This is a genomic window from Sphingobacterium sp. UBA5996, from assembly GCF_002429765.1.
Classification (GTDB): Bacteria; Bacteroidota; Bacteroidia; order Sphingobacteriales; family Sphingobacteriaceae; genus Sphingobacterium.
On sequence record NZ_DJAS01000011.1, the window covers coordinates 164,423 to 190,244 of the forward strand.

Sequence of the window (25,822 nt, forward strand, 5' to 3'; positions counted from 1 at the left end):
ATAAAGGAATCGCTCCGCTCATTTGTTCCCATCGATTAGGACAGGATCTAGCCTGACATAATTTACGTTTCATCGTGTAATGAAAATGAAATTTCAACCATGGCGGTTTATGATGCAAATATAAAGGCTTTTCAGTATCTATCAACTGTGGGATGTTGGATGATGTGTGTAAAAAACGTTAATTTATAGACTCTTGGGGCTGTTTTTATGAGATTTTAAACTGTTTCAATCGTTTGTTCTTTTTTTTTGAATAAGCAGCGAAAATTTTTACTTTTTTTGAATTGCTTTAATATTAAATTTTATCGGCTGGTACGTGATGTAGAGATCGTTCTTCGGCAATTAGCGCCAATAAACTCTAAATGTTGTGACATTTTTAGTAGAGGGACTAATATTTTGTTATTTTAATAGTGAAATTGCTGAATATTTTTTAAATTTGAAGAATTCATTCTTCGAGAATCAACTAAAACAAAATCAAATAACAAATTTTATATACACAATTTAAACACAGACAAAAATGAAAGTGGCAGTAGTCGGCGCAACAGGCCTTGTAGGTACTGAAATGCTAACCGTGTTGGCGGCGCGAAATTTCCCAGTAACAGAATTAATTCCAGTAGCTTCAGAGCGTAGCAAGGGTAAGGAAATTGAATTCAAGGGAAAGAAATATAAGGTGGTGACTCCATCTGAGGCTATTGCTTTAAAACCTGATGTTGCTTTGTTTTCCGCTGGCGGTGATACATCGAAAGAATTTGCTCCTAAATTTGCTGAAGCTGGAATTACGGTGATCGACAATTCTTCGGCTTGGCGTATGGATCCTACAAAAAAACTGGTAGTTCCGGAAGTAAACGGTGATGTGTTATCTGCTGACGACAAGATTATTGCAAATCCAAACTGTTCGACGATACAAATGGTAGTGGCGTTGAAGCCATTACACGATAAATATAAAATTAAGCGTGTGGTAGTTTCGACTTACCAATCTGTGACAGGTACGGGCGTAAAAGCCGTCAACCAATTAATGGATGAGCGTGCCGGAAAAGATGGTGAGAAAGCTTATCCTTATCAGATTGATCTCAATGTAATCCCTCATATTGATGTTTTCCAAGAAAACGGCTATACAAAAGAGGAGATGAAAATGATTCTTGAAACAAATAAAATCATGCGTGATGATTCTATTAAAGTCACTGCAACGACAGTGCGCATTCCTGTAATGGGTGGACACTCTGAGTCGTTGAATATCGAATTTGAAAATGACTTTGATTTGAATGATGTACGTGCAGCTTTAGCGGCACAAAGCGGTTGTATCGTTGTTGACGATCCATCTTCACTGCAATATCCGATGCCGAAAGATGCACATGGTAGAGATGAAGTATTTGTAGGACGTATCCGTCGCGATGAATCTCAACCAAATACCCTTAACATGTGGGTAGTAGCGGATAACTTACGTAAAGGTGCTGCAACCAACGCCGTTCAAGTAGCCGAGTTATTAGCTGAAAAAGGATTGATCTAACTCAAGTAGATTCCATAATAAATATGGAGCCCTCATGATAACGTTCATGGGGGCTCTTTTTTATAAGCGATTAATAATTTAGGGCACTTACTGGTTGACTCTGAATCGTGTCCTAAAAGATTACGGCATCAATGTGCTGGGCTTGATAGAAAACTCAATCTTATCATTTAATGGGGAGTATGCTTCTTTACTTTGCTCTTCGAGTCGATCCGGAAACAAGATCCCGAAGAGATGATCGGTTTCGTGTTGAAAAATAACAGCAGTAAAGCCTTCAATATTTTCTTCGATCACTTTCCCTTCTTTATCGATGTATTGCAAGCGGATCGCGTAACTCCTCAATACGTCTTCTTTACGGTTAGGAATAGAAAGGCAACCTTCGGCACCCGTACGTTTTAATTTGGAGCGCCATAGAATTTTAGGATTGATATAGAACTCAAAAGGTTGATCTGGTTTGTCAAATCGCTGTACCCAGATTAGATTTTTATTTATACCGATTTGTGGCGCAGCGATGCCTACACCCGGGTGATTGGGATCACGTACCGTCGCAAACATTCTTTTGGCAAGTGATTCAATCAATGGGTCGTTGTATTTGACATCAGTGCTTGTCGCTTTTAAAACTTTCAGATCTTTTTCGTCCGTTGTCTGCAATACACGAAGAATTGCATTTTCACCTCCAGATGAAATGATTTCCTTGTCGGCAGCACTGAATTCCTGGCCTGCATTAAGATTGACCGGCCTTTCGTTTTTTGACTTTTGAAATGCTTTTTCTCCTGCCATAATTTTTGTTTCTAAATTGTTTTCAACTGGGGGAACCGGACAACGGTAACCGTTACTATAAGCGCAATAGGGGTTATATGCTTTATTAAAATCTATCTCAACGTTGTCCCCTTTTATATCGTCTGTGGATAGATCAATATATCGGCCACCACTATAACTTTCCTGGCCATTTGTTAAATCTAGAAATGGCAAAAATAAATGCTTTTTGTATGCAGGGTTTTGAAATAATGCGACGCTTTGGTAGACATTCAGTACACGTTTTTTACCTTGAAGGATAAATGTTATGATTCCGTATCTTTTGTATTCATTGCTTGTGCCGTCGTAGGTCGGCATCCGAAAAACTGGTTCATCAAACAGAACATCAATTTTGCCCTTTACTTTGTAGCTGACGTCTACAGGAAAGTAATCCAAAAATGCCACTTGATCTGATTTCAATGGGCCATATTGTTCTTTCGCCAATTCAGCGGCTTTTTCTTCACGAAGAGTGGTAATGTATTGCTCGTATTTAGTTTGTGCATGCGTATTCAAGCATAAGGCCAACAGGAAACTGGCTACAAGTGTTCTTTTCATTTGTTTAAATATCTTTCTGTCCGATTTTTATGATTTAATACTGTGCCACTTCTTGCCAACATTAGAATTTGGCAAAGCGTAAAGGAAGAGATTATAGTTTCAAAAATCAATATCTTTTGTCGTAGCAAAATCTACAATCAAAGTTATTACTTGATTTCGATTATTCAAAACGTTGTTTTTCATTGTTTAACACCATTGTGCCCAATCTTAATGAGTTGAATTTGAAGTATTCAACCATCCATTTCCATGCAATAGCTGTGTTCATTTGCCCGGTGAGTCAATTTCGCTCTCAAGATCAATGTCTTCAAGCTTAAAATCGTCATTGGGATTTGATGAGGTATACAATGATATAGTAAAAATCTGTATGCTCCTACATTACCTTAGGATTTGTATAGCTATAAGTTAGATTTTAGTTAGGGTTTACTTAGGTCTTACCTATATTATACCTAAACTAACCCTAACTAAACCCTAAACTAAACCTAAGTAAACGTGGAACCAAATAGGACACAGAAGAACGCTATTTTAGTGCAAGTAATTTAATCCGATTATGTTAACGTATAAATGGAACTTCATGCATATATCTCCCAATACTCATATGTAAATTGTACTTTTGTAAAAAAACATATCCATGAGACTGATGGCATTTGATTACGGTACAAAACGAATAGGGGTTGCAGTGACCGATCCAATGCAAATTATTGCGACGGCATTGACGACTGTACATCCGGAGGATATCTGGACATTTCTAGCAGCGTATTTACAGACAGAGCAGGTAGAAACTTTTGTTGTCGGCAAGCCGCGTCAGTTGGATGGTACCGACTCTGAATCCGCACAGCATGTTGTCGGTTTTGTTCGAAAACTGAAAAAGACCTATCCAGCCATTGCTGTCGCTGAAATAGATGAGCGTTTTACTTCTAAAATGGCTTCTGCGGCGATCGCGCAAAGTGGGAAAAAAAAGAAGGACCGTCAACAGAAAGGGTTGATTGATACCGTGTCTGCAACAATCATTTTGCAAAGCTACATGGATAGCCGCAATTTTTAGATACACAACGACTAATACGTCAAACAAGAATGAATAAAAAATAGAAGGATGAAGAGCATATTATTTTTTACCGAGGATACGGATTTCAAATTAAAAGAAAAGGGAAAGATTCGCCAATGGATTGCTGATGCCATCAAAGGAGAAGGATTTAAACGTGTTGGCGAATTGAGCTTTATCCTTTGCTCGGATGCTTACTTGCTTGAAATCAATAAGCAATATTTAAATCACGACACCTATACTGATATCGTTACTTTTGATTCTTCCGAATATGATGACACCATCGCCGGCGATATTTTTATTAGTGTGGAGCGTATTCAGGAGAATGCTGAAAAGTTTAAAGTTGATGTGCGTGACGAGCTTCATCGGGTTATTATTCATGGTGTCATGCACCTGTGCGGTTATCCCGATAAAAAACCGGCAGATAAAGTCAAGATGACCGCCAAAGAGGATGAGTATCTTGGTAAAAGAAACTTTTAAAGATTCCTACGCGGCTTTTTAAACTGCGACTACTGGTATGAGAACGGAATTGAACGCTGGAGCTTGTCGAGAGAGTGGAGGGCAAAACATAAAAAAAGGTCTTTACNNGTAAAGACCTTTTTTTATGTTGTTCTAAAGATTAAAATCTTTCAAATTGCGAGAAGAAGAAGTTACCCTCGATAGCAGCATTATCATCTGAATCAGATCCATGAATAGCGTTTGCATCGATTGATTTTGCATATTTATTACGGATTGTGCCTTCAGCCGCGTCAGCAGGGTTAGTTGCACCGATCAGTGTACGGAAATCTTCAACAGCATTGTCTTTTTCCAAGATGGCAGCAACGATAGGACCTGAGGTCATAAATTCCACCAATTCACCATAAAAAGGACGCTCTTTGTGTACTGCGTAAAATGCACCAGCTGTCTCTTTAGAAAGTTGAATGTATTTCATTGCGATGATTTTAAAACCACCAGCAATGATATCGTTTAAGATTGCACCGATGTGACCGTTCGCTACAGCGTCAGGTTTGATCATCGTAAAAGTTCTGTTAGTTGCCATTATTTTAATTTTTATGCAAAATTAGATAAATTGCATTTCATATGCAATATCCTTACGATTCATATACACACAATTCTTGATAAACTTAATAGGTTCTTACGGGTGAAATGTTTGTGTGTCACTTCCGATCGCTATTGATGTTGAGATAAATGTTTCTTTCTGATCCGTTACACTTGTCTTTTTTGTGCAGACGGTAACAAGCTTTACATTATATCGATTGTAGAAAAGTAAAAGAACAATTGATCTAAGTTCAATATGAATATGTAACTTTGTGATATTATGGCATTAAATCTAACAGTAGACATCGATAAGGATTCAGGCTTTTGCTTTGGAGTAGTATACGCTATTGATATGGCGGAAGAGATCTTGGAAGAAGATGGTTATCTTTATTGTTTGGGTGATATTGTTCATAATGATGAGGAAGTTGCTCGATTAAAAGCAAAAGGTTTACGAATTATAGACCATGCTGCTCTGCCCACTTTGAGCAATGAAAAGGTATTGATCCGTGCCCACGGTGAAGCGCCAGATACCTATCGTATTGCTTTGCAAAATAATATTACGTTGATAGATGCATCTTGTCCAGTAGTCCTTAAATTGCAGAACCGTATAAAGACGTCCTTCGATCAAAAGGAGAAGATTTTGATTTTCGGTAAGCATGGACATGCTGAAGTGATTGGTTTGCAGGGGCAGACGAATAATGAAGCCTTGGTTTTTCAGGATATTTCTGAGCTGGATCAAGTCGCGTTGCCATCTTCATTTACGCTATATAGCCAGACAACAAAAAGTGTGGATAAATTTTATGCGATCAAAGACGAGCTTATCAAGCGTGGTTATGAAGTGAAGGCAAATGACACTATTTGTCGCCAGGTCTCCAATCGATATGAAGATCTGGGTGCTTTTGCGAAACAATATGACAAAATCGTTTTTGTGTCAGGCAAAAAATCGTCCAATGGAAAAGTGCTGTTTGAAGTCTGTCAAAACGCAAATCCAGCTAGTTATTTTATTTCTGATCCAGCCGAATTGGATGCATCGGTCTTCGCTGAGAACGATCGTATTGGTATTTGTGGTGCCACATCAACGCCAATGTGGTTGATGAAAGATGTAAAGGCAACTTTAGAAGCCTTATAAGGGCAATTACCCGTCACAGATATTTCATAATTCCAAGGTTTAGATCCCGGGTGTATTCTTGGTGTATTCTTTTTGTGTAGCTTTGTAAGCTATGAGCAATAAAGGCAAAAAAGGTATTCTTTTGGTACAACTGGGTACACCTGATAGTCCCACTACTCCTGATGTTAGAAGATATTTAACGGAATTTCTAATGGATCCGCGTGTAATTGATATCCCTTACGTCCAACGAACCTTGTTGGTAAAAGGAATTATAGCACTGACACGTGCTCCGAAATCCGCAAAGGTATACAAATCAATCTGGGATAAAGAAACTGGATCACCTTTGATGCATTATAGTATCTTGCAGCGTGACCTGCTTCAGAAAGCGTTGGGAGATGATTACCATGTGGAATTGGCGATGCGCTACCAGAATCCATCGATTGAGTCTGCTTTGAAAAATATGGAAGGTCTATTGTTGGAATCTATTCGGGTCATCCCTTTATTTCCTCAATATGCCTCAGCAACATCGGGATCAGTGATAGACCGTGTTATGGAATTGATTCGCAAATGGAATTATTTGCCAGAAATCAGTTTTGTGAGCAATTTTTGTACGAATGATTTAATGGTAGAGACCTACGCAGATCATGCCCGCAGGCATGATTTAGAAAGTTTTGATCATTTTGTTTTTAGTTATCATGGCCTTCCTGTGCGGCAACTTGGAAAAGTTGATCCTACAGGTCAGCTAAAATGTCCCGAATCAGGCTGCGAGTCCTGTAAAGCGACAGTTAATTCATACTGCTATCTTTCTCAATGTTATGCAACAACACGTGCTATTGCTACCAAACTAGGTTTAAGAAAGGAGCAATATTCGCAGTGCTTTCAATCCCGTTTGGGTAAAGAACCCTGGATACAGCCTTATACTTCCGATTTATTGCAAGATCTTGCCGCCAAAGGATGTAAGAAATTATTAATTTTCAGTCCTGCCTTTGTGGCGGATTGTATCGAGACCATTGATGAAATTGGCGTGGAATATGCTAATGAATTTAAGCAGTTGGGCGGAGAAGAAGTGTGTTTGGTAGAAAGTCTTAATGATGATCCCAAATGGATTGAATCTTTAAAACAAATGGCACTCAATGCCAAAAATTAAAACAAGTAAAAGATGTTGTTAATAAACGCGTGTGTATTACTCCTATTAGATTTTTATATTTTCTTTGCGCTCCGTGCAACGAAGATTAAGTTCCCCAAAACAAAAGTATTTTCGATCTTGTGGTGGTCTTATTCTGCTTTGCTTCTATTAGGTGTCTTTATCTCCGCAAAATATAGTATTCCTTTAATCGTAAGGTCGGTGATCTTGGTGGCCTTTTTTCTAACGGCGGCATCCAAGATATTTTTCTTTTTGATTTTGTTAATTGATGATATCCGACGTGGTGGTGTATGGGTAAAACGTCTTTTTGCAAGGAAGAAATCAGTCGAGGATTTGGTCGAAGATGCCGGAGACCCTTTACCAGAAAATCCAGTCAAAGGAATTAGCCGATCGGAGTTTTTGACCAAAGCAGGTATTCTAGTTGGCGCCTCGCCCTTGATACCCCTGAGCTGGGGTATTATTTCAGGAGCTTACGATTATCGTGTCAGAAGAGTTCCTTTGTATTTGCCTAATTTGCCCAAGGCATTTCACGGTATGACGATAGCGCAGATATCGGATGTGCACTCTGGATCTTTTTACAATAAGAAAGCTGTCAACGGAGGGATTGATATGCTATTGAAAGAAAAGGCTGATGTGACGTTTTTTACTGGTGATATTGTGAATGCACAAGCTTCCGAAATGCGCGGTTATCAAGATATTTTTGCACGTGTAAAATCTGATTTAGGCGTATTTTCTACACTGGGTAACCATGATTATGGCGACTATTATTATGGTAAAGAAGATTCTCCTGCAAAGCGCAAGAACCTCCAGGATGTGATCGATGTTCATAAAATCATGGGCTGGGATCTTTTAATGGATGAAAATCGTAAAATTAAAGTAGATGGGGAAGAACTTTGTATCGTAGGCGTTCAAAATTGGGGTACAGGCCGTTTTCCAAAGCATGGTGACATTCAGAAAGCTTTAATGGGCACCGAAGAACAGCCTGTTAAGTTATTGTTGTCGCATGATCCTTCTCATTGGCGCGCTCAGGTATTGGACACAGATGTGGATGTGATGTTTGCCGGTCATACGCATGGTATGCAATTTGGTGTCAGGTCTGAAATGTTGCAATGGAGCCCGGTACAATACATCTATAAAGAATGGGCGGGATTGTACCGTGCAAAACAGAACAAACGACTATATGTCAATGTTGGCTATGGCTTTTTAGGCTACCCGGGACGTGTTGGTATTCTTCCTGAAATTACCATATTCGAATTGTTAAAAGCGCAGGACCCGAAGTTTAAAGCATAAAAATCCCCTTTGACTTTTCAGTTAATATAGCTATAATTGTGTATTCTGTACACCAGTTATACATGACATGCAATCAACTTTAAACTTTGGGGACTCTCCCCACACACGCGTTAATATTCTTACCGGGGAAAAAGTACTTGTGTCTCCGCATCGTAGTAAAAGACCATGGCAAGGACAAGTGGAGGATCTTCCGGGAGATAATAGGCCTGAATATGATCCAAAATGTTACTTGTGTCCCACCAATCAACGGGCAGATGGCGATATTAATCCAGATTATAAAGAAAGTTTTGTCTTCGTGAATGATTTTTCTGCTTTACTCCAAGATACAAGCCAGCAAGAATTTAATGAAGATGAATTATTTGTAGCCGAAACCGAAAGAGGAATCTGTAAAGTAATTGCATTCACGCCCCGCCACGATCTCACTCTGCCAGAAATGGATCAAGAGGCAATAAAAGCTGTGGTAGATCTTTGGCAAAAGGAATTTGTGGATCTCTCCAAGGTTGAATGGATCAAATACATTCAGATTTTTGAGAATAAAGGTGCAATTATGGGATGCAGTAACCCACATCCACATGGACAGATTTGGTCACAAAACCATTTGCCTGTAGAAATTCAAAAAGAATGTGTTCAGCAACAGACGTATTTCGATAAATATCAGCGCACCATCCTGTCAGATTATGTTAAAGCTGAACTAAGTAAGGAAGAACGAATTATCGACGAAAATGATTCATTTGTTTCCCTGGTTCCTTTTTGGGCGGCTTGGCCTTATGAGACGATGATCGTCAGCAAACGGGCTATTCAGAATATTGCTGGCTTTGACGATAAAGAAAAGGCCGATTTTGCGGCTATACTCAAGCTTTTGACGACACGTTACGACAATCTTTTCAAGACATCTTTCCCTTATTCCGCTGGAATGCATCAGGCTCCAGTGAATGGCGGCGACCATCCCGAGTGGCATTGGCATATGCACTTCTATCCACCATTGCTGCGTTCTGCAACGGTGAAAAAATTTATGGTCGGCTATGAGATGTTAGCAAACCCCCAACGTGATATTACACCAGAAGTTGCCGCTGAACAGTTGCGAAATTGTTCGACAATACATTATAAATCTAAACAAGATGATAACAAAGGATACAATAGTAAATAAATTTAAAGAGCACTATCAAGAAGAACCGCTTGTGGTTTCTTCCCCTGGACGCATTAATATTATCGGCGAACATACCGATTACAATGATGGCTTTGTATTGCCTGCAGCGATTGATAAGGCAATTTATGTTGCTGTAAATAAGCGATCGGATGATACGATCGTATTGTATGCAGAAGACTATCAGGAGCGGCACGAGGTGAAAATGGCAGAGATTGCTATTTCGGAAAAACATTGGCCAAACTACATCCTCGGAGTGGTCGATCAGTATCAGAAACGCGGGACAGTATTAGGTGGATTTAATCTTTATATCGATGGTGATGTGCCGCTAGGAGCAGGCTTGTCATCTTCAGCGGCTGTTGAATGTGCGGTTACCTTGGCCCTCAGCGAATTGTTCAATCTGCAGGTAGAACGACTTGATATTCCCCAGATCGCGCAGAAAGCTGAACATAATTACGCTGGCGTGATGTGTGGTATCATGGACCAGTTTGCGTCTGCTTTTGGTAAAGAAAAAAATGTTATTAAGCTGGATTGCCGTACGTTAGGGTTTGAGTATGTTCCGCTTGATCTGAAAGGATATGAAGTTGTATTATTGAATACCAACGTAAAACATTCATTGGCTTCTACCGCTTATAATACACGCCGAGAGCAGTGCGAGCAGGCCTCTGCGTGGATACAGGAGAAATACCCTGAAGTCAAAAACTTACGTGACGTAACTGTCGAGATGCTGGATGAATTGGTGAAAGAAAAAGATGCCGATATTTACGCTAAAGCAAGCTTTGTTGTCCGTGAGAATGAGCGCGTCGAAAGGTCATGCGATGCACTACGTTCTGGCGATGTTGTTCAGTTGGGGCAATATATTTTCGAAAGTCACGAAGGTTTGAGCAAAGTATATGAAGTCAGTTGTGCGGAACTGGATTATTTAGTGGATTATGTCAAGCAGTTTCCCGAAGTGATCGGAGCCCGAATGATGGGCGGCGGCTTCGGCGGCTGTACGATCAATATCGTTAAAGAGGGAGTACTGCCTTCCATTTTGCCAACACTCGAAAAGGAGTACAAGCAGAAATTTGATAAAGAACTTTCGGTGATTCAGGTCAGGATTGCGGATGGTACTCGTGTACTGTGATTGGATAGTATTAAAGAGGGGGATAGCAAGTTCATGTTATCCCCTTTTTTTGTTCTCCGCGATAACGATCTAATGGATAGATCCTAGTTAATCTGGTCCAAGGCTTGTTTTAAGTCGGCGATTAAATCATCTATATGTTCGATCCCAACGGAGATGCGTAGCATTCCAAGTGTGATTCCCGAAGCTTCTTTCTGTTCCTTTGTATGATGACGTCCCCACATACTCGCAGGGTGTACAATTAGGGATTCAACACCACCTAAACTGGCGGCATTGATAAATATGTGCAAGCCATTGATGAGTTTCTGTGCATTTAAAAATGCCTCCTCCTCATCTTTACCATCGACATCGATGCAAAGCATGCCCGAAAAGCCTTTCATCTGTTGGGCTGCAAGCTCATGTTGTGGATGATTGGCTAATCCAGGGTAACTGACTTTTTTGATTTTTGGATGTTGATCCAAAAATTCGGCCAGCTTAAGCGCATTTGTATTGATCTGTTTGACCCGTAGACTTAGCGTTTTCAATCCACGTAACAATAACCAGGAGTCAAGCGGTGCAAGTGATGCCCCTAAAGCGACAGACCGTTTCCATACACGCGCAATATAGTCCCGCGTACCGCACACGATACCTGCAGTGAGATCGCTATGTCCACCCAAATATTTCGTAGCGCTATGGACAACGACATCAATTCCAAAATCTGTCGGTGTTTGGTTAATGGGGGAGGCAAAGGTATTATCGACCATGCTCTGAATCCCATGCTTTTTGGCGAGTTCTCCGATCGCTTTTAGATCCGTGATATAGAGGTTGGGATTGGACGGAGTCTCTATATATATCAGCTTGGTATTTGTCTGAATAGCTTTTTCAAAAGCTGAAATATCTGTTTGATCCACAGCAGTAACTGTAATGCCATAATCCGTTAAGAATTCCTTAAAGAAAATAGCCGTTCCGGAATAATGTGCATGTTGGGCGACAATATGATCTCCCGATTTAACGATGGCCAATATGGCCGTACTGATCGCTGCCATACCAGTTGCAAATACCAGTGCATCCTCTGTTTTTTCCAACTTCGCTAAGATGGTAGCCACTTGACTATTCGTTGGATTGCCATGGCGATGATAAAAATAAGGATGCTTTGGTTCGGTAGCGGCTTTAATATACTCCATTGGATCTGGGTCTGCAACGTAGGTTGATGTCTGATAGATTGGAGTGGTTACTGCAGATGTCTGGTTGAATTGCTGTCCTTCATGAACGAGGATCGTTTCAGTATTGCTTGTCATGCTAATGGTGTTTATTGATGCTTATGATGCCTTATTCCTCCATAACAAGATTGCTCAATAGCGAGAGTAAGTAAATTCCCATTTGTGTGGAAGTACTTTTGGTACTATTCGGAACGAATAAGGTGTTTCCTGCATACCAAATATAAATAAAATCTACAGATGGAGTAGATTTTATTTATACCTGGGGTATTTAAATATCTTATAACATTTCTCTCAAGAGGTTCAGTGCATATCCAATGGTATTCACATTGTTCAACGCCAAACGGAGCTGGCCTTTAACTTCTTTCAGGTTGCTAATCTCTGGATGGCTTTGTACAAAAGACAATACGCGGCCGAATTGATCTGACTCAAAGTAGCTTGATTTAGGATTACTGACAAAGTAAGCTTTCAGCGTATGTTTTTTGTAAGCTATTTTTTCGAAGCCGATCGTTTTACCAAACCACTGCAGACGGAGTGTATTGAATAATTCAAACACTTCACGTGGAATAGGGCCAAAGCGATCTTCAAGCTCCTGCTCAAAGGCTGCCAATTGCTGCTCGTTTTCCAGTTTGGAGAGTTCGGTATACAGATTATATCGCTCCGTAATATTTGTCACATATTCGTCGGGAATCAATACCTCGAGGTCCGTGTCAATCTGTGTAAAAGACACATATTTTCGTTCTTTTTCATCGGCGAATACTTCCGAGAACTCGTCTTCTTTCAGCTCCTGAATGGCCTCGTCTAAGATTTTATGATACATTTCGAAACCGATTTCGGCAATAAAACCCGATTGTTCGCCTCCTAGGAGGTTTCCCGAACCGCGTATATCCAGATCGCGCATGGCAACATTAAATCCAGAGCCCAGTTCAGAAAATTCTTCTATCGCCGAAAGTCGTTTGTAAGCCTCCGGTGTTAAGGTTGACAATGGTGGACTGAGGAGATAACAAAATGCTTTCTTATTGGAACGACCAACCCGACCGCGCATTTGGTGTAGATCGCTCAGACCAAACATATGCGCGTGATTGATAATGATCGTATTGGCATTTGGAATATCAAGACCTGCCTCAATAATCGTTGTTGCGATCAAGACATCAAAATCATGGTTGATAAATTTGAGCATTACATCCTCAAGTTCATCGCCTTCAAGCTGGCCATGAGCCACACCGACCCGGGCTCCGGGGACCAGTTTACGGATTAAATTGCCCAGCTGCGGAAGATCCGCCACACGATTATGGATAAAGAATACCTGCCCACCTCGATCAAGTTCGTAGCTGACTGCCTCGCCGATCAATGTTTCATTGAAAACGTGCAGTTCTGTCTGTACAGGCTGCCGGTTGGGGGGAGGAGTGGAGATAATACTTAAATCGCGGGCACCCATCAATGAGAAGTGCAATGTCCTGGGAATTGGTGTTGCTGTCAGTGTTAGCGAATCTACATTCGCACGCATAACTTTCAATTTTTCCTTTACCGCAACGCCAAATTTCTGCTCTTCATCAATAATCATCAGGCCGAGGTCTTTGAACTTAACATCTTTGCTGACAAGACGATGGGTACCGATAATAATGTCTATTTTTCCTTCGGCAAGCCTTGCTAAGGTATCTTTAATCTGTTTGGTCGTTTTAAAACGGTTGATGTAGTCTATATTGCATGGAAGACCTTCTAGTCGCTCCGAAAATGTACGGAAATGCTGCAATGCAAGAATTGTCGTCGGTACGAGTACGGCAACCTGCTTACTGTCTGCTACAGCTTTGAAAGCCGCACGGATGGCAACTTCCGTTTTTCCAAATCCAACGTCCCCACAGATCAATCGGTCCATTGGATGTGGAGATTCCATATCTTTTTTTACATCGGCAGTAGCTTTCTCCTGATCGGGTGTATCCTCATAAATAAAGGAGGCCTCCAATTCATTCTGTAAGTAGCTGTCCGGTGAAAAAGCATTTCCGTGCTGTGCCTTTCTTTTGGCATAAAGCATGATTAGGTCACGCGCAATATCTTTTACCTTTTTCTTGGTCGTCTTCTTCAGTTTGTCCCAAGCATCGGTCCCGAGTTTGTTCATTTTGGGAACCGTACCCTCCTTACCGGAATATTTGGAAATACGGTTTAAAGAATTGATGTTCACATACAAAAGATCGTTATCTGCATAGATCAGACGGATCATTTCCTGGGATTTACCATTGACATCCACTTTTTCCAAACCTCCATATCGGCCGACACCGTGGTCAATATGGGTAATAAAATCGCCTGGTTTGAGATCCCGTAAATCCTTCAGTGTAATTGCCTGCGAACGTTCGTAAGCTTTCTTGCGTTTATATTTATAATAGCGGTCAAAAATTTGGTGATCTGTGTAGCAGGCCAACTTTAAACTGTCATCTCTGAAACCTTCGCGTAAAGCTTTATGAATCGGGATGAATGTTGCCGATTTGTCGAGATCTTCTAGAATGGTATAAATACGCTCAACCTGTTTCGTTGAATCTGAAAAGATAAGGTTTTGGATGCGTTGGTCTTCATTCTCCTTGAAATTATGGATTAAAAGATTAAAATCTTTATTGAAAGAGGGTTGCGGATGGATATCAAACTTGAATGTATTCTCCGCTTTATAAAAGAATTGTTTGCCGAATTCAATAATTGGGAACTCAAAAAACAGCGCATTGAGGTTTTTTTCGTCTGTAAATTCGTGGGCTGGATTATGCCATTCGGGGTTGTCTTTTTTCTGCTTATCGTTCAATCCTGCCCATAATTTTTCCGCCTTCTTTATGCCCTCTCTAACAATATCTAAGGTGAATTGAGCGTCTTTTATCCAGATCGTGGCGCCCTGATCAATATATTCTAGCAGCGAAATGTGCTGTGATGTCAAGAACTTGGCCTGAACGTTAGGAACAATGGTTACTTTGTGGATCTTTTTGACGGAAAGCTGCGACTCAATGTCAAATGTCCGTATGCTTTCAATATCGTCGCCAAAGAATTCAATACGGTAAGGAAGATCGTTCGAAAAAGAAAAGATATCGACGATGCCTCCTCGTATCGCGAACTGCCCAGGCTCATACACAAAGTCTACACGATCAAAATCATATTCAATCAAGAATTCATTGATGAAATCAATACTTAAAGCGGTATTCTCTGTTATCTCCAATGTATTCTTATCCAAATCACTTCGGTTGATTACTTTCTCCGCAATAGCTTCCGGATACGTAACCACCATTTTAGGTAACTCTGAGGTATGGTTGAGTGAACTTAACGTCTCTGCACGCTGTAATACGTTGGCAGAGTCGGTCTGTGTAAAATCAAATGCTTTTCGATAAGACGAAGGAAAAAAAAGGACCTGTTTATCCAGTAGGCTTTCCAGATCGCTTAAAAAATAAGATGCGTCTTCATGGGTCGGTAAGATAAACACCATTGGACGTTCCTGTAAGTTGTAAGAAGATACGGCTATAAATGCATCCGATGATCCAATAAGTCCTTTAAGCTGAATTTTCGGATTTTTGGATTGCATAGCCTTGGTTAGCGACTGGATGGATTCGCTTTGGCTGTATTTTTCTAATATTTCTTGAATTCCCACGAGCAAAAATTTCGAATAATTGCGAATTTAGCGAAATACTATTAAGTATTGGGTATGAAGTGCTAAATTTTTTGGTAAAAAAATAGCAGACTTGCTCGTTATGAAAGGTGTGGCTTTTGTATGGATTGAAGTGTATAACCGATGACTCCGGGCGGACATTTATCTCGCTAGGTAAAAGGTATAGGCGAAAGCGAGTAAAACTAGCAATGTAGCTAGGTAAATTAATTTATATTGCTCGTAAGCAGTAACATGAAAGGATCCAATTTTAACGCGGTTTTTGCTATTTCTCATAATTAATTTAGGTCGATATCAATCTTCTGTTCACTAATATAGCTTTTTAGCGTCGTATTACCAAAGGTATCCAATGTATTTTGGAAATCTTCCCGATAGTCGAACTGAAAGTCCTCATGAAGTTTGCTGTATTTGCCTACCGCATGCTTTATACGTCCTGTTATATATTTATGCAATTTATGGGCAGCAGACTGGTAGGAGGAGTCAAAAAGTCTGTCGTAATCCACGATCGTTCTTTTCAGGATATAGATTCTAAATTTCACCTCACTAACTTTATCCTTAGTGACTTTTTCGTGTTCATTGACCAGGCCACTCGCCTGTTTGACAAGTTTACTAAGCGCAATAAAATTACTGTGATGTGGCGTATTGCCAATTTGGCTTATATTAGTATCGAACAGTTGTGCCAGTTGCTTGCGTAGTTTTTCAATACGTTCCTCTAAGTCATCTGCATTCTCCAATAATTGGAAATGCAATTGTTTGATCAGCATTTTGTCCTTGCTTATCAGACGTACGAGAAGCTTGTCTTTCTCCTTTTGGGGCAAGTCTAGGACAGCCTTCTTTAATTCGGGATCCTGATGTAAGGACATAACGCGTTTTTTTGTGTGAAAGAGAGCGATTGAAATATAAATCAGGCACCGCTGTGGGGAGCCTGATTTATAGCAATCGTTTAATATAAGATTCTAAATTTTATTGTATTCTCGATCTGTTTGAGTTGTTTCAAAAGATCTTTATCGTATTCTCCTTGTATATCTGTTACCGCATATCCGATATCGCTTTTGGTCATTAGAAATTGGGCAACAATATTAATATTATTTTGAGCATATACCTTATTGATTTGAGCCATGATTCCAGGAACGTTTTTATGGATATGGAGCAATCTGGTTACCTGTTTCACTTTGGGTAAAATCAGATTCGGGAAATTACGGCTAAGGTACGTGTCGCCATTATTAATGAATTCAGCCATTCGACGAGGAATAAACTCTGAATTCTTCTTTTTATTTTTCTTGTCGTCGAAAACGACAATACCTTTGGCGTTACAGATCTCCTTATTGATGTGACCTTTGATATCGCCCAAATACCCGATCGTTTTTAATTTGTCAGCTTGCTGAAGCAGCTCATCACTGATATCAATATTGCCGCCCAATAGTAGCATACCGACATCTTTGATGTACTTTTCTTCAATGGTATCCTTTATCCGGATTGAAAAGCCATCTCTTTTTAAGATATGAGCTGCTATTTCTGGTACATCGCCTACGATCAAACATAGGATACGATTCTTGGGATAGGATATTGCACGGGGAAGATCATTGACATAGAGGAACTCATCAAAACTTGGTGTAATGAAATCGGCTTTTTCAGTCACGCTTTTACGTTGGATATTCTCAGTGAATGCAAAAAACTTTTCAATTAACCCCGACTCTTTTAATTGGAAATCGGAATATCCGTCGCCAATGCCAAATAGCCTTCCTTCAATTTTTAATTGTCTCAATAATTGCACTTTTCCACCTTCATTTGACAGTGGATTCTCTTCGTCAAAACCGATAATATTGCCTTCATCATCGAATCTGAATGTGTTGGCATAGATATTTTCCGTCTTTATATGGTAAGGGGTAACGACAGGTGTAATAAACTCTTTAAAACCTCCTGAAACAATCCATGCGGTGTCAGCGTTTTTTTTGAAGAATTCACGATTTCGCGAAAAAGAGGTTGATACTTTCTTTTTAAGATGTGAAACAAGTTTATCCAGATGAGTTTTATTCGCATTTAAGAGCTTTACGCGGCCAGCCAAAGCTTCGCGAAAAGATAGTTTACCCTCCATCGCGAGATTGGTATACCGCTCGATTTCGAGGTAGATAGCCTCGCGATCGGGGTGATGTTCCAAAGAGATTCTTGCAAGTTCATCAAGTGCTTCTACTTGCGTAAATGTACTATCAAAATCAATGATGTAATAGTTTTTCATTGTATTATTTTTTTATGAAACAATGGTGAATAATGCATCCAAATACTGATCTTCCCTATCGGCATTTCCCTTAAAAACATATTGATTAAGGGAAATAAAAAATAGTTAAGGGATCGTTATAGAATGTCTGTTACGCACGATGAATCAAGGTTTGGTTGTTTAATATGTTATAGTTTACTGTTTGTTATATAATGCTGCAATTTCTTTTAAGGTTTGTTCCAAAGGACGATAACTGTGATTAAGAAGTGCTTGGATTTTAGCATTGGAATAGTGCAATTTAGCACTGGAAGCAACTGCCGTCTCTTTTGTTAAGGTTGCATTTGATTTTTTAAATATGGAAAGCAAGCTGGATACTGTAGACGCAATTTGAAGCATGGTCTCTGACACTTCGATTGTCGGTTGAGGCTTGTTCATTAATACACTCGCCACACTCAAAAGGTCTTTGTTGCTAATATTGAGATTATTGATGATATAGCGTTCCGCAGTAACATCTTCTCTTTCCATCAGCTGAATCATGATTGAAGCAACGTCTTCTACATCAACAACGCCAACGCTTCCTGTTGGGTAAAATCGTAAGCCTTTATCGATCATCGAAAATATAGCTCCAGAGCCTTTATCGCTAGCTGAGGCCCCTAAAATTACAGAAGGATTGACAATAACTGCATTCAAACCTTCTGTTATACCGCGCCACACCTCCATCTCTGCCTGATATTTGGATAGCGAATAGTTAGATGTCAGTGAATTGTGTTCCCATTGATCTTCTTCGGATACAGAAATGTTATCCCTATTTGTACCCAAAGCGGCAATAGAGCTTACATGTAAGAGACGAATGCCCTTTTCAAGGCAAAGGTTGACTACGTTTGTCGTTCCTTCAACATTCACCTTAAACAGTGATTTAGCATCCTTTTTTTGGTAGGAAACCATTGCAGCGCAATGATACACTTTGGTGACTCCTTCGAGAGCATCCTTGAGTTCAAAATAGTTGTTGATATCTGCGTCGACCCACTGAATCAAAGAAGAAGATAACAGCGGGGTGGGAATAGTCGATTGAGCTCTTTTAATGGCAATTACGTCAATTCCTTGGTCTATCAACTGCCTAATTAGTGTAGACCCTAAAAAACCTGTTCCTCCAGTTATTAATATCACTTGATAAAGATACTGTTAAAAATAATGTTTTCAAAAGTTAGTTAATAAATGGATATTTGTGTGAATTGTATCTTGAAAAATAAGATATTTTACAAATTATAGCTTATGTCATCACTGTCCGTATTCTTTCGTCCAATTTCAGTTATAAGTTTTGCGCCCGAGCATGGCTTCTTAAATTCTCAACTAGGAAACGTTATTCAAGCCTATGAAACAGACTTTCCAAACTGGGAAGGAGATAAAAAGCCGCACTTAGCTATTGTCGGGGTAGAAGAAGACCGGGCTTCTCTGAATAATAACGGAACAGATAAAGCGCCAGATGCCGTGCGAAAACATCTATATGCGCTGTATCAGGGGGATTACAAGATGAATATTGTTGATCTGGGAAATATCAAAGCAGGCAATACAATTCAAGATACCTATATTGCTTTAAAATCCGTAGTTGAAGAGCTGGTGAAAGAAAATATTGTCCCTATTATCATTGGAGGAGGCCAGGATCTTACTTATGCACAATATTTGGGGTATCAAAATTTGGAACGGAAAATAGAGCTAGCGGTTATCGATGCACGTTTTGATATTGATCAGGAAGATGCTGAAAATGTAAGCTTAACATCTCGCTCTTATGTGAATCATATTATCCTTCATCAGCCAGACTATTTGTTCAATTTGAATTCCATAGCCTATCAAACCTACCTCGTCAGTAAGGAATCTATCAATATGTATGATAAGCTATTCTTCAACGCAACGCGAGTAGGTATGATTGCCGGTAAAATGGATCAATCAGAGCCACTAATTCGCGCAGCCGACCTAATTAGCTTTGACATTGGTGCTATTCGGTCTTCCGAAGCGCCAGGGAATGCCAATGCAATTCCGAATGGCTTGTATGGCGATGAAGCTTGCCAACTTGCACGTTATGCTGGGATGTCGGATAAATGTTCTTCCATTGGTTTTTATGAATTCAATCCAACATTTGATCCAATGGAGCAGACAGCGATGTTAGTATCTCAAATGATATGGTGCTTTATTGATGGCTACTATAACCGTAAGCAAGATACGCCTTTGTATCCCAAATCATCTTATATCATCTATCGTACAACACTGGAACACGAAGCGCACGAGTTGGTCTTTGTGAAGAGTAAAAAATCAGACCGTTGGTGGATCCAAGTTCCCTATTTTGGTTCAAAATCGGTCAATGAGCGCTATTATCTCGTCCCATGCCGTTATGAGGACTACCAATTGGCGATTTCTGGCGAAATGCCTGACCTGTGGTGGAAAACACATCAAAAGTTACAATAATGTGGCTTTGAATGAAATCTAACTATTATACTTTCCGATAGCGGGCAACTTTAGATTAAGAAGAGAGTTGACACGCTGTGTGCGCTGATAAAGGACTAAACTGTATTGCTCTTTAGAATCGTACTCAACCCTTAGAATATGGTCAGTTATATGTAATTAAACGTAATGGCAAAATATCATTAAGGATAATTTTAGCCATCTTAAGAAATACAAATCATGGAAATAGTTTTCTTTGCAGGAATCGTCCTGTTGTTAGTCATTTTGATAGTCTTGGTGCTTAAAAAGAATAACCAAGCCACTATTGAGCCTGGGTATAGTAAAGAAGTGGAAACACTGAAAATTGAGCTCGCTAGATCCCAACAGCGGGAGCAAAGCTTGTTGGAAGAACGTTTGATGCTAAGAAATGAACTGGAAAAGGAACGAGAGAATCTTTTGGTTGCCGAACGTTCTTTAGAAAGTACACGTTCATTTTATGAAGCGCAGCTTGATAAATACCAAGAGCAAAAGAATGAAATCGCCGAAATCAAACGGCAGTTCAATAATGAATTTCAGGTTATTGCCAATAAAATATTAGAAGAAAAGACGCAGAAATTTACAGAAACTAACCATCGTTCACTGGGCTTGATCTTGGATCCATTGAAAGAAAAGATCAAACTTTTTGAAGAAAAAGTTGAAAAAAATTACAATCAGGAAGCAGCAGAAAGGAATTCTTTAAAGGGGGTTGTTCTCCAGCTGGTTGAACAGAGTCTGAAAATCAAAGATGAAGCCAATAGCTTGACCAAAGCCTTAAAAGGAGATACCAAAAAACAGGGAAATTGGGGCGAAGTAATTTTAGAAAGGGTGTTGGAGCGTTCGGGACTTATGCGCGATCGTGAATTTAGATTACAGGTATCTCTTATGGATGCTGAGGGAAGGAGAATGCAGCCGGATGCAATTATTGATCTTCCCGAAGATAAACACTTAATTGTGGATTCAAAAGTCTCATTGGTTGCCTACGAACGCTGGGTCAATGCCGAGACGGATGAAGATCGAGCAATTTTTTCAAAACAGCACATACAATCCGTAGAAAACCATGTGAAAGAACTTTCCGCAAAAAATTACCACGAGTTATATGGTATTGAATCACCGGAATTTGTATTGTTATTTATGCCGATCGAATCTGCTTTAAGTATGTCAGTGGTTCAGAAACCAGATTTGTTTAGTGATGCCTGGGATCGCAAAGTTGTCATTGTTAGCCCTTCTACGTTATTGGCAACCCTTCGTACCATCGCTAGCATATGGAAGCAAGAACGTCAAACTAGAAATGTGATTGAAATTGCAAAAGAAGCAGGAAGTCTTTATGACAAATTTGTAAGCTTCTTAAATGATATGGAACAGGTACAAAACCAGTTGGAACGTGCATTAAAAAGCCATGAAGATGCGACCAAAAAACTGTCCACCGGAGCAGGGAATGTGATTGGTAAAGTGGAGAAATTAAAACGTCTGGGGGCTAAAGCAAATAAACAAATAGATCCTAAATTCCTGGACGAAGAAGATTAACGTAGACGGGCTTAACAAATAGTAAGCCCGTTTATAATTTTTATCTGTTAGATTTAAAGTCCGTTTTTCTACTAATAATAGTGGTTTCCCTTAGAGCTCTTTCATTCGCTTATTGATGGAAACATCAACATATGTATCCCTTAATCGGTCTACAGCTTCTTTCTGAACGGTTACATTGGTGTCTGACTCATAATCATGAATAGTCCTTTGGTTTTGGAGTTCATTATCATAAGGGTCTTTCCCTGCCAACAGTTTAACGATTACCGGCAAGCATTCAAGAAAGACAAAAAGCAAAGCAATAAAAAATACAGCGTTCGCATTTGACTCGTTGACTTTACCATTGGCATCATACCGGAGATTGCCTAAAGCCGAGTTGCGATCGGCAAAACCAGCCACATTCACGGCGCTATCCAACGAAGCGTTCGATAAAACTTTTTGATCTAATATACCTTCAAATTGTTGCTTTTGGCGTATCGCGTTCTGCTGGAGTGTTATTTTGTTGCGTAGCGTGTCCAAGTAGCCCTCTTTTTTCTTCAATTCCTCTTCTTTCATCTTGGCATAAGGGCCATAGCCCATTACACCCGATGTTTCGGTCGTTTTGTTTCCAAAAATTTCATAATTCAATTTTGTTCGGTCATTTTTTATGCTAGATTCCAACGAATCCCGTTCTGTCGTAATCGATTTTAAAAGGGCAACCTCATTGGCATATTTCTTATTGAATGTACTATTAAGCGTATCAATTTTAGCACGTTGATCGGCGAGAAACCGAACTCGGAGGTTTTCTCGGATCTCTTTGTCAAAGATTTTTAACTCTAATGGCCTTGAAATTACCAATCCAATCAAAATGGCCAATAGAATTCGAGGAAGAGCCTGCAGAAGTTGCATAAAGCCACTTTTCGATTTATTTATACTCAGGACAATATAGCGATCCATATTAAATATCGCTAATCCCCAAATAATACCAAATACAAGGGCTAACAGCCAGTCAAATGCTCCCCCACTAAATACGAAATACATGGCATAGCCGCCAGAGAGGCTGGCAAATAATCCCGTGAAAAAAATAGTAGCACCTATGGCTGTGTACTTACTATGTTCTTCTGGATATTTTTCAAGAGTCTCTTGATGCACTCCGGCACATCTCCAAAAGAAACGGTTAATATCGCTCATTAAAATATTTTTACTCAAATTGACAGATTATTTTTAATAAGATTATGAATAAGTTTTTGTTTTACAATAGGATGACGTTTTTCCCTTCTCAATTTACAGTTCTAGTTCGAAGCCGTTCATTTGTCTAATTTTATTATCTTTGAAAAATAACAGGAATAATCAGATAATATGAAGAAAAGACAACTTTTGCCATTTTTTGCGATAGTGGCAACTGCATTTGTTGGTTGTGAGGAAAAAAAAGTGATGACAGATAATCCTCTTTTATTGGCTTATGAGACCCCATTCAATGTCCCTCCTTTTGACAAGATCAAAACTGAGGATTTTAGGCCAGCTTTTGATGAAGCTATAAAAGTACATAATTTGGAGATTGACACAATAGTCAATAATTCGGATAAAGCAACATTTCAAAATACTATAGTTGCACTTGAAAATGCAGGTAGGTTGTTGAATAATGTATCTACTGTATTTTATAATCTAAATAGCGCCAATACAAATGACAGTATTCAGGCAATAGCAAAAGATCTGGCGCCTATTTTATCGAGTCATTCAGATGAAATCTCGATGAATAGTAAATTATTCGACCGTATTAAAACCGTATGGAGTAACAGAAATACATTGGGACTTGATGAACAGGATAATAAGCTCCTGGAGGAAACTTATAAGAGCTTTGTACGTTCTGGAGCAAATCTTAAGGATGCCGATAAGGAAAAAATGAAAAAGATTAATGCTGAACTTTCAACATTAACAACCCAATTCGGACAAAATTTGCTTGCTGAAACAAATGCGTATATGCTCGTAGTTGATTCCGCTAGTCAATTGGAAGGATTGCCAGAGTCGTTGAAAACAGCGGCTGCTGAGGAGGCCATAGCAAAAGGTAAGAAGGACAAATGGGTTTTCACTTTACAGAATCCTTCAATTATGCCTTTCCTACAATATTCAAAAAATCGCGAGTTGAGAAAACAGCTTTGGGAAGCGTATCAGCTTCGCGGGAATCAAGATAATACAAACGATAACAAAGCAATTATTCAAAAAATTGTCAACCTTCGTCTCCAGAAAGCAAAATTGTTGGGCTATTCATCCCATGCAGCCTATGTACTGGAGGAGTCCATGGCCAAGAATCCAGCCAATGTGTATGCGTTGTTAAATAAGTTATGGAGTCCAGCGTTGGCGAAAGCGAAAGGTGAGGAAGCAGATATTGCGAAAGAAATAGCCGCTGAAGGTGGGAATTTTGCAGTAGCACCCTATGATTGGAGATATTATACAGAGATTATTCGCAAAAAGCGTTTTGCCTTGGATGAGGATGAGATTAAACCATATTTAAGTTTGCCTGCTGTCCGTGAAGGCGCATTTGGTGTAGCCAATAAATTATACGGTTTGACATTCGTCGCTTTAAACAATGTCCCAACTTATCATAAAGATGTGGAAGTATATGAAGTAAAAGATAAAGACGGTTCACATTTAGGTCTTCTATACGCTGATTTCTTTCCGCGCGAGTCTAAACGCGGTGGAGCTTGGATGACCTCTTACCGTAGCCAGTCAACAGAAGACGGAAAACGTGTCGCGCCGGTAATTTCCATCGTATGTAACTTTACAAAGCCAGTAGGAAAGAATCCAGCACTTTTAACATTTGATGAGGCTACTACACTGTTTCACGAATTTGGACATGCTTTACATGGGCTCCTCTCCAATGTGAGATACAGATCGATGGCCGGGACTTCCGTACCACGTGATTTTGTTGAACTGCCTTCGCAGGTGATGGAAAATTGGGCTGCAGATCCTGAGGTGCTCAAAACGTATGCAAAACATTTTAAAACCAAAGAGGCAATGCCAGATTCATTGATTCAGAAGATGGAGAAAGCTGGTACTTTTGACCAGGGATTTGCAACAGTTGAATACCTTTCGGCAGCATTGTTAGATATGGATTACCATGCTACGACAAAGCAGATTTCAAAAGATATCAATGGCTTTGAAAAAGCTGCGATGAAAAAAATAGGTATTATTGATGCGATTATCCCACGCTATAGAAGTACCTACTTTCAGCACATCTTCGCAGGTGGATATTCAGCCGGTTACTACGCCTATATCTGGTCTGAAGTATTAGACTCGGACGCTTTTGCAGCTTTCAAAGAAAAATCATTATACGATCAGGTAACAGCAGATTCTTTCCGCAAAAACATTCTTGAAAAAGGAGGTACAGATGATCCTGCCAAAATGTACCGCACGTTTAGGGGCGCGGATCCAGATCCAAAATATCTATTGAAGAAGAGAGGTTTAAACTAATCTTTAATGACTAAAAGGCGATATAGAAATATATCGCCTTTTTTTTGTTGATGTACTTGTTATTATAAAAACTATTCTTACATTTGAATATTATTTATAACAAGTCTAAATAAACAGATAAATATGTGTGATACGAAGATACTAAGCCAAAGAGGGGATACCCATATCAGTGTTTGTCTCAAGTGTCAAACCTATTATATCTGGCAACAGAGTTTTGTACTGACATTTACAAGGAATAAGTTTGTTGATTTTTTGAACATGACACGAACCACTGGTGATGAGCTCTTTTTTAGTTCTTTTCCAGACGGCGAATTTCGATTGATCATGAAGACACCCTATCCAGATATTGTATTTTCTTTTGACGAAGAACAATGGCAAAATTTTCGAGATGCACTCCAAGAATCTTATTATATGAATGAGTTTTATGGAATGCTGAATAATTAAGATAAAAAGTCCTGTTGCATCGCTTGTGTTTCATCTCTCTTTCCTTATGCGTTGACAACAGGCACAAACAAAACCCTCAGTTATACTTGCATAAGTTCATGCGGATATATCCTGGGGGTTCTTATTTATATCTATAAATCTTTGTATGTTTCC

Annotated in this window: 20 protein-coding genes; 12 read left to right on the forward strand and 8 right to left on the reverse strand. The window is 39.5% G+C overall.

All coding sequences use genetic code 11. The features are described from left to right. Positions 1-514: 514 nt before the first annotated feature. Positions 515-1,504, forward strand: coding sequence for an aspartate-semialdehyde dehydrogenase (locus tag B3E00_RS08155; protein WP_209578418.1), 990 nt, complete (start codon positions 515-517; stop codon positions 1,502-1,504). A 120-nt stretch (positions 1,505-1,624) separates the two neighbouring features. Here the strand turns inward: B3E00_RS08155 and def are convergent, their stop codons facing one another. Further along, on the reverse strand, positions 1,625-2,851 hold the full coding sequence (gene def, locus B3E00_RS08160; RefSeq protein ID WP_293938003.1) for a peptide deformylase: 1,227 nt from the start codon (positions 2,849-2,851) through the stop codon (positions 1,625-1,627). 628 nt (positions 2,852-3,479) lie between these two features. On the opposite strand from def, the gene ruvX reads away from it, so the two are divergent. Both ruvX and ybeY read left to right on the forward strand, forming a co-directional pair. Then, on the forward strand, positions 3,480-3,893 hold the full coding sequence (gene ruvX / locus B3E00_RS08165; RefSeq protein WP_293938005.1) for a Holliday junction resolvase RuvX: 414 nt from the start codon (positions 3,480-3,482) through the stop codon (positions 3,891-3,893). A gap of 48 nt (positions 3,894-3,941) precedes the next feature. Then, complete coding sequence (gene ybeY / locus B3E00_RS08170; protein WP_293938007.1) at positions 3,942-4,370, forward strand: rRNA maturation RNase YbeY; 429 nt, start codon at positions 3,942-3,944, stop codon at positions 4,368-4,370. Between the two features lie 139 nt (positions 4,371-4,509). Here ybeY and B3E00_RS08175 read toward each other — a convergent pair whose 3' ends face one another. Next, the gene (locus B3E00_RS08175; RefSeq protein ID WP_209578426.1) at positions 4,510-4,929 is read right to left on the reverse strand and encodes a nucleoside-diphosphate kinase; all 420 of its coding nucleotides are present in this window, start codon (positions 4,927-4,929) and stop codon (positions 4,510-4,512) included. A 279-nt stretch (positions 4,930-5,208) separates the two neighbouring features. On the opposite strand from B3E00_RS08175, the gene B3E00_RS08180 reads away from it, so the two are divergent. The 5 genes from B3E00_RS08180 (at position 5,209) to galK (ending at position 10,740) form a co-directional block, all read left to right on the forward strand. Continuing rightward, complete coding sequence (locus B3E00_RS08180) at positions 5,209-6,057, forward strand: 4-hydroxy-3-methylbut-2-enyl diphosphate reductase (RefSeq protein ID WP_293885148.1); 849 nt, start codon at positions 5,209-5,211, stop codon at positions 6,055-6,057. Positions 6,058-6,148: 91 nt separating this feature from the next. After that, positions 6,149-7,183, forward strand: a complete 1,035-nt coding sequence (hemH, locus tag B3E00_RS08185; RefSeq protein WP_293938009.1) for a ferrochelatase — start codon at positions 6,149-6,151, stop codon at positions 7,181-7,183. Between the two features lie 12 nt (positions 7,184-7,195). After that, positions 7,196-8,470, forward strand: coding sequence for a metallophosphoesterase (locus B3E00_RS08190; RefSeq protein WP_293885146.1), 1,275 nt, complete (start codon positions 7,196-7,198; stop codon positions 8,468-8,470). A gap of 67 nt (positions 8,471-8,537) precedes the next feature. After that, positions 8,538-9,617, forward strand: coding sequence for a UDP-glucose--hexose-1-phosphate uridylyltransferase (locus B3E00_RS08195; RefSeq protein WP_293938011.1), 1,080 nt, complete (start codon positions 8,538-8,540; stop codon positions 9,615-9,617). After that, a complete protein-coding gene (gene galK, locus B3E00_RS08200) occupies positions 9,589-10,740 on the forward strand; it encodes a galactokinase (protein ID WP_293938013.1) in 1,152 nt (383 codons plus the stop codon). The genes B3E00_RS08195 and galK overlap by 29 nt, the downstream gene beginning before the upstream one ends. A gap of 83 nt (positions 10,741-10,823) precedes the next feature. On the opposite strand, the gene B3E00_RS08205 is transcribed toward galK, so the two are convergent. The 5 genes from B3E00_RS08205 to B3E00_RS08225 form a co-directional block, all read right to left on the reverse strand. Further along, positions 10,824-12,014, reverse strand: a complete 1,191-nt coding sequence (locus B3E00_RS08205) for a trans-sulfuration enzyme family protein (RefSeq protein ID WP_293885144.1) — start codon at positions 12,012-12,014, stop codon at positions 10,824-10,826. A gap of 199 nt (positions 12,015-12,213) precedes the next feature. Next, positions 12,214-15,549 (reverse strand): transcription-repair coupling factor, encoded by a 3,336-nt coding sequence (gene mfd, locus B3E00_RS08210; protein WP_293885143.1) that lies wholly within the window; start codon positions 15,547-15,549, stop codon positions 12,214-12,216. Between the two features lie 293 nt (positions 15,550-15,842). Then, a complete protein-coding gene (locus tag B3E00_RS08215; protein ID WP_293885142.1) occupies positions 15,843-16,427 on the reverse strand; it encodes a hypothetical protein in 585 nt (194 codons plus the stop codon). Positions 16,428-16,507: 80 nt separating this feature from the next. After that, positions 16,508-17,800 (reverse strand): HAD-IB family phosphatase, encoded by a 1,293-nt coding sequence (locus B3E00_RS08220; protein WP_293885141.1) that lies wholly within the window; start codon positions 17,798-17,800, stop codon positions 16,508-16,510. A gap of 174 nt (positions 17,801-17,974) precedes the next feature. Then, entirely contained in the window at positions 17,975-18,946 is a 972-nt protein-coding gene (locus B3E00_RS08225) for an NAD-dependent epimerase/dehydratase family protein (protein ID WP_209578443.1), read from the reverse strand. Between the two features lie 105 nt (positions 18,947-19,051). Here B3E00_RS08225 and B3E00_RS08230 point away from each other — a divergent pair, with 105 nt between their 5' ends. Both B3E00_RS08230 and rmuC read left to right on the forward strand, forming a co-directional pair. Next, positions 19,052-20,239 (forward strand): formimidoylglutamase, encoded by a 1,188-nt coding sequence (locus B3E00_RS08230; RefSeq protein ID WP_209578444.1) that lies wholly within the window; start codon positions 19,052-19,054, stop codon positions 20,237-20,239. A 216-nt stretch (positions 20,240-20,455) separates the two neighbouring features. After that, positions 20,456-21,778: a DNA recombination protein RmuC gene (rmuC, locus tag B3E00_RS08235; RefSeq protein ID WP_209578445.1), complete on the forward strand. Its 1,323-nt coding sequence runs from the start codon at positions 20,456-20,458 to the stop codon at positions 21,776-21,778. A 90-nt stretch (positions 21,779-21,868) separates the two neighbouring features. Here rmuC and B3E00_RS08240 read toward each other — a convergent pair whose 3' ends face one another. Beyond that, entirely contained in the window at positions 21,869-22,945 is a 1,077-nt protein-coding gene (locus B3E00_RS08240; protein ID WP_209578447.1) for a DUF4407 domain-containing protein, read from the reverse strand. A 168-nt stretch (positions 22,946-23,113) separates the two neighbouring features. Here B3E00_RS08240 and B3E00_RS08245 point away from each other — a divergent pair, with 168 nt between their 5' ends. Together B3E00_RS08245 and B3E00_RS08250 are read left to right on the forward strand one after the other, a co-directional pair. Next, positions 23,114-25,225 (forward strand): M3 family metallopeptidase, encoded by a 2,112-nt coding sequence (locus tag B3E00_RS08245; RefSeq protein WP_209578449.1) that lies wholly within the window; start codon positions 23,114-23,116, stop codon positions 25,223-25,225. A 123-nt stretch (positions 25,226-25,348) separates the two neighbouring features. Next, complete coding sequence (locus tag B3E00_RS08250) at positions 25,349-25,669, forward strand: hypothetical protein (protein WP_209578450.1); 321 nt, start codon at positions 25,349-25,351, stop codon at positions 25,667-25,669. Positions 25,670-25,822: the final 153 nt, after the last annotated feature.

Coding starts and splice junctions, on each gene's coding strand:
- B3E00_RS08155 (WP_209578418.1), top strand. CDS start 515: ATGAAAGTGGCAGTAGTCGGCGCAACAGGCCTTGTAGGTACTGAAATG.
- def (WP_293938003.1), bottom strand. CDS start 2,851: ATGAAAAGAACACTTGTAGCCAGTTTCCTGTTGGCCTTATGCTTGAAT.
- ruvX (WP_293938005.1), top strand. CDS start 3,480: ATGAGACTGATGGCATTTGATTACGGTACAAAACGAATAGGGGTTGCA.
- ybeY (WP_293938007.1), top strand. CDS start 3,942: ATGAAGAGCATATTATTTTTTACCGAGGATACGGATTTCAAATTAAAA.
- B3E00_RS08175 (WP_209578426.1), bottom strand. CDS start 4,929: ATGGCAACTAACAGAACTTTTACGATGATCAAACCTGACGCTGTAGCG.
- B3E00_RS08180 (WP_293885148.1), top strand. CDS start 5,209: ATGGCATTAAATCTAACAGTAGACATCGATAAGGATTCAGGCTTTTGC.
- hemH (WP_293938009.1), top strand. CDS start 6,149: ATGAGCAATAAAGGCAAAAAAGGTATTCTTTTGGTACAACTGGGTACA.
- B3E00_RS08190 (WP_293885146.1), top strand. CDS start 7,196: ATGTTGTTAATAAACGCGTGTGTATTACTCCTATTAGATTTTTATATT.
- B3E00_RS08195 (WP_293938011.1), top strand. CDS start 8,538: ATGCAATCAACTTTAAACTTTGGGGACTCTCCCCACACACGCGTTAAT.
- galK (WP_293938013.1), top strand. CDS start 9,589: ATGATAACAAAGGATACAATAGTAAATAAATTTAAAGAGCACTATCAA.
- B3E00_RS08205 (WP_293885144.1), bottom strand. CDS start 12,014: ATGACAAGCAATACTGAAACGATCCTCGTTCATGAAGGACAGCAATTC.
- B3E00_RS08215 (WP_293885142.1), bottom strand. CDS start 16,427: ATGTCCTTACATCAGGATCCCGAATTAAAGAAGGCTGTCCTAGACTTG.
- B3E00_RS08220 (WP_293885141.1), bottom strand. CDS start 17,800: ATGAAAAACTATTACATCATTGATTTTGATAGTACATTTACGCAAGTA.
- B3E00_RS08230 (WP_209578444.1), top strand. CDS start 19,052: ATGTCATCACTGTCCGTATTCTTTCGTCCAATTTCAGTTATAAGTTTT.
- rmuC (WP_209578445.1), top strand. CDS start 20,456: ATGGAAATAGTTTTCTTTGCAGGAATCGTCCTGTTGTTAGTCATTTTG.
- B3E00_RS08240 (WP_209578447.1), bottom strand. CDS start 22,945: ATGAGCGATATTAACCGTTTCTTTTGGAGATGTGCCGGAGTGCATCAA.
- B3E00_RS08245 (WP_209578449.1), top strand. CDS start 23,114: ATGAAGAAAAGACAACTTTTGCCATTTTTTGCGATAGTGGCAACTGCA.
- B3E00_RS08250 (WP_209578450.1), top strand. CDS start 25,349: ATGTGTGATACGAAGATACTAAGCCAAAGAGGGGATACCCATATCAGT.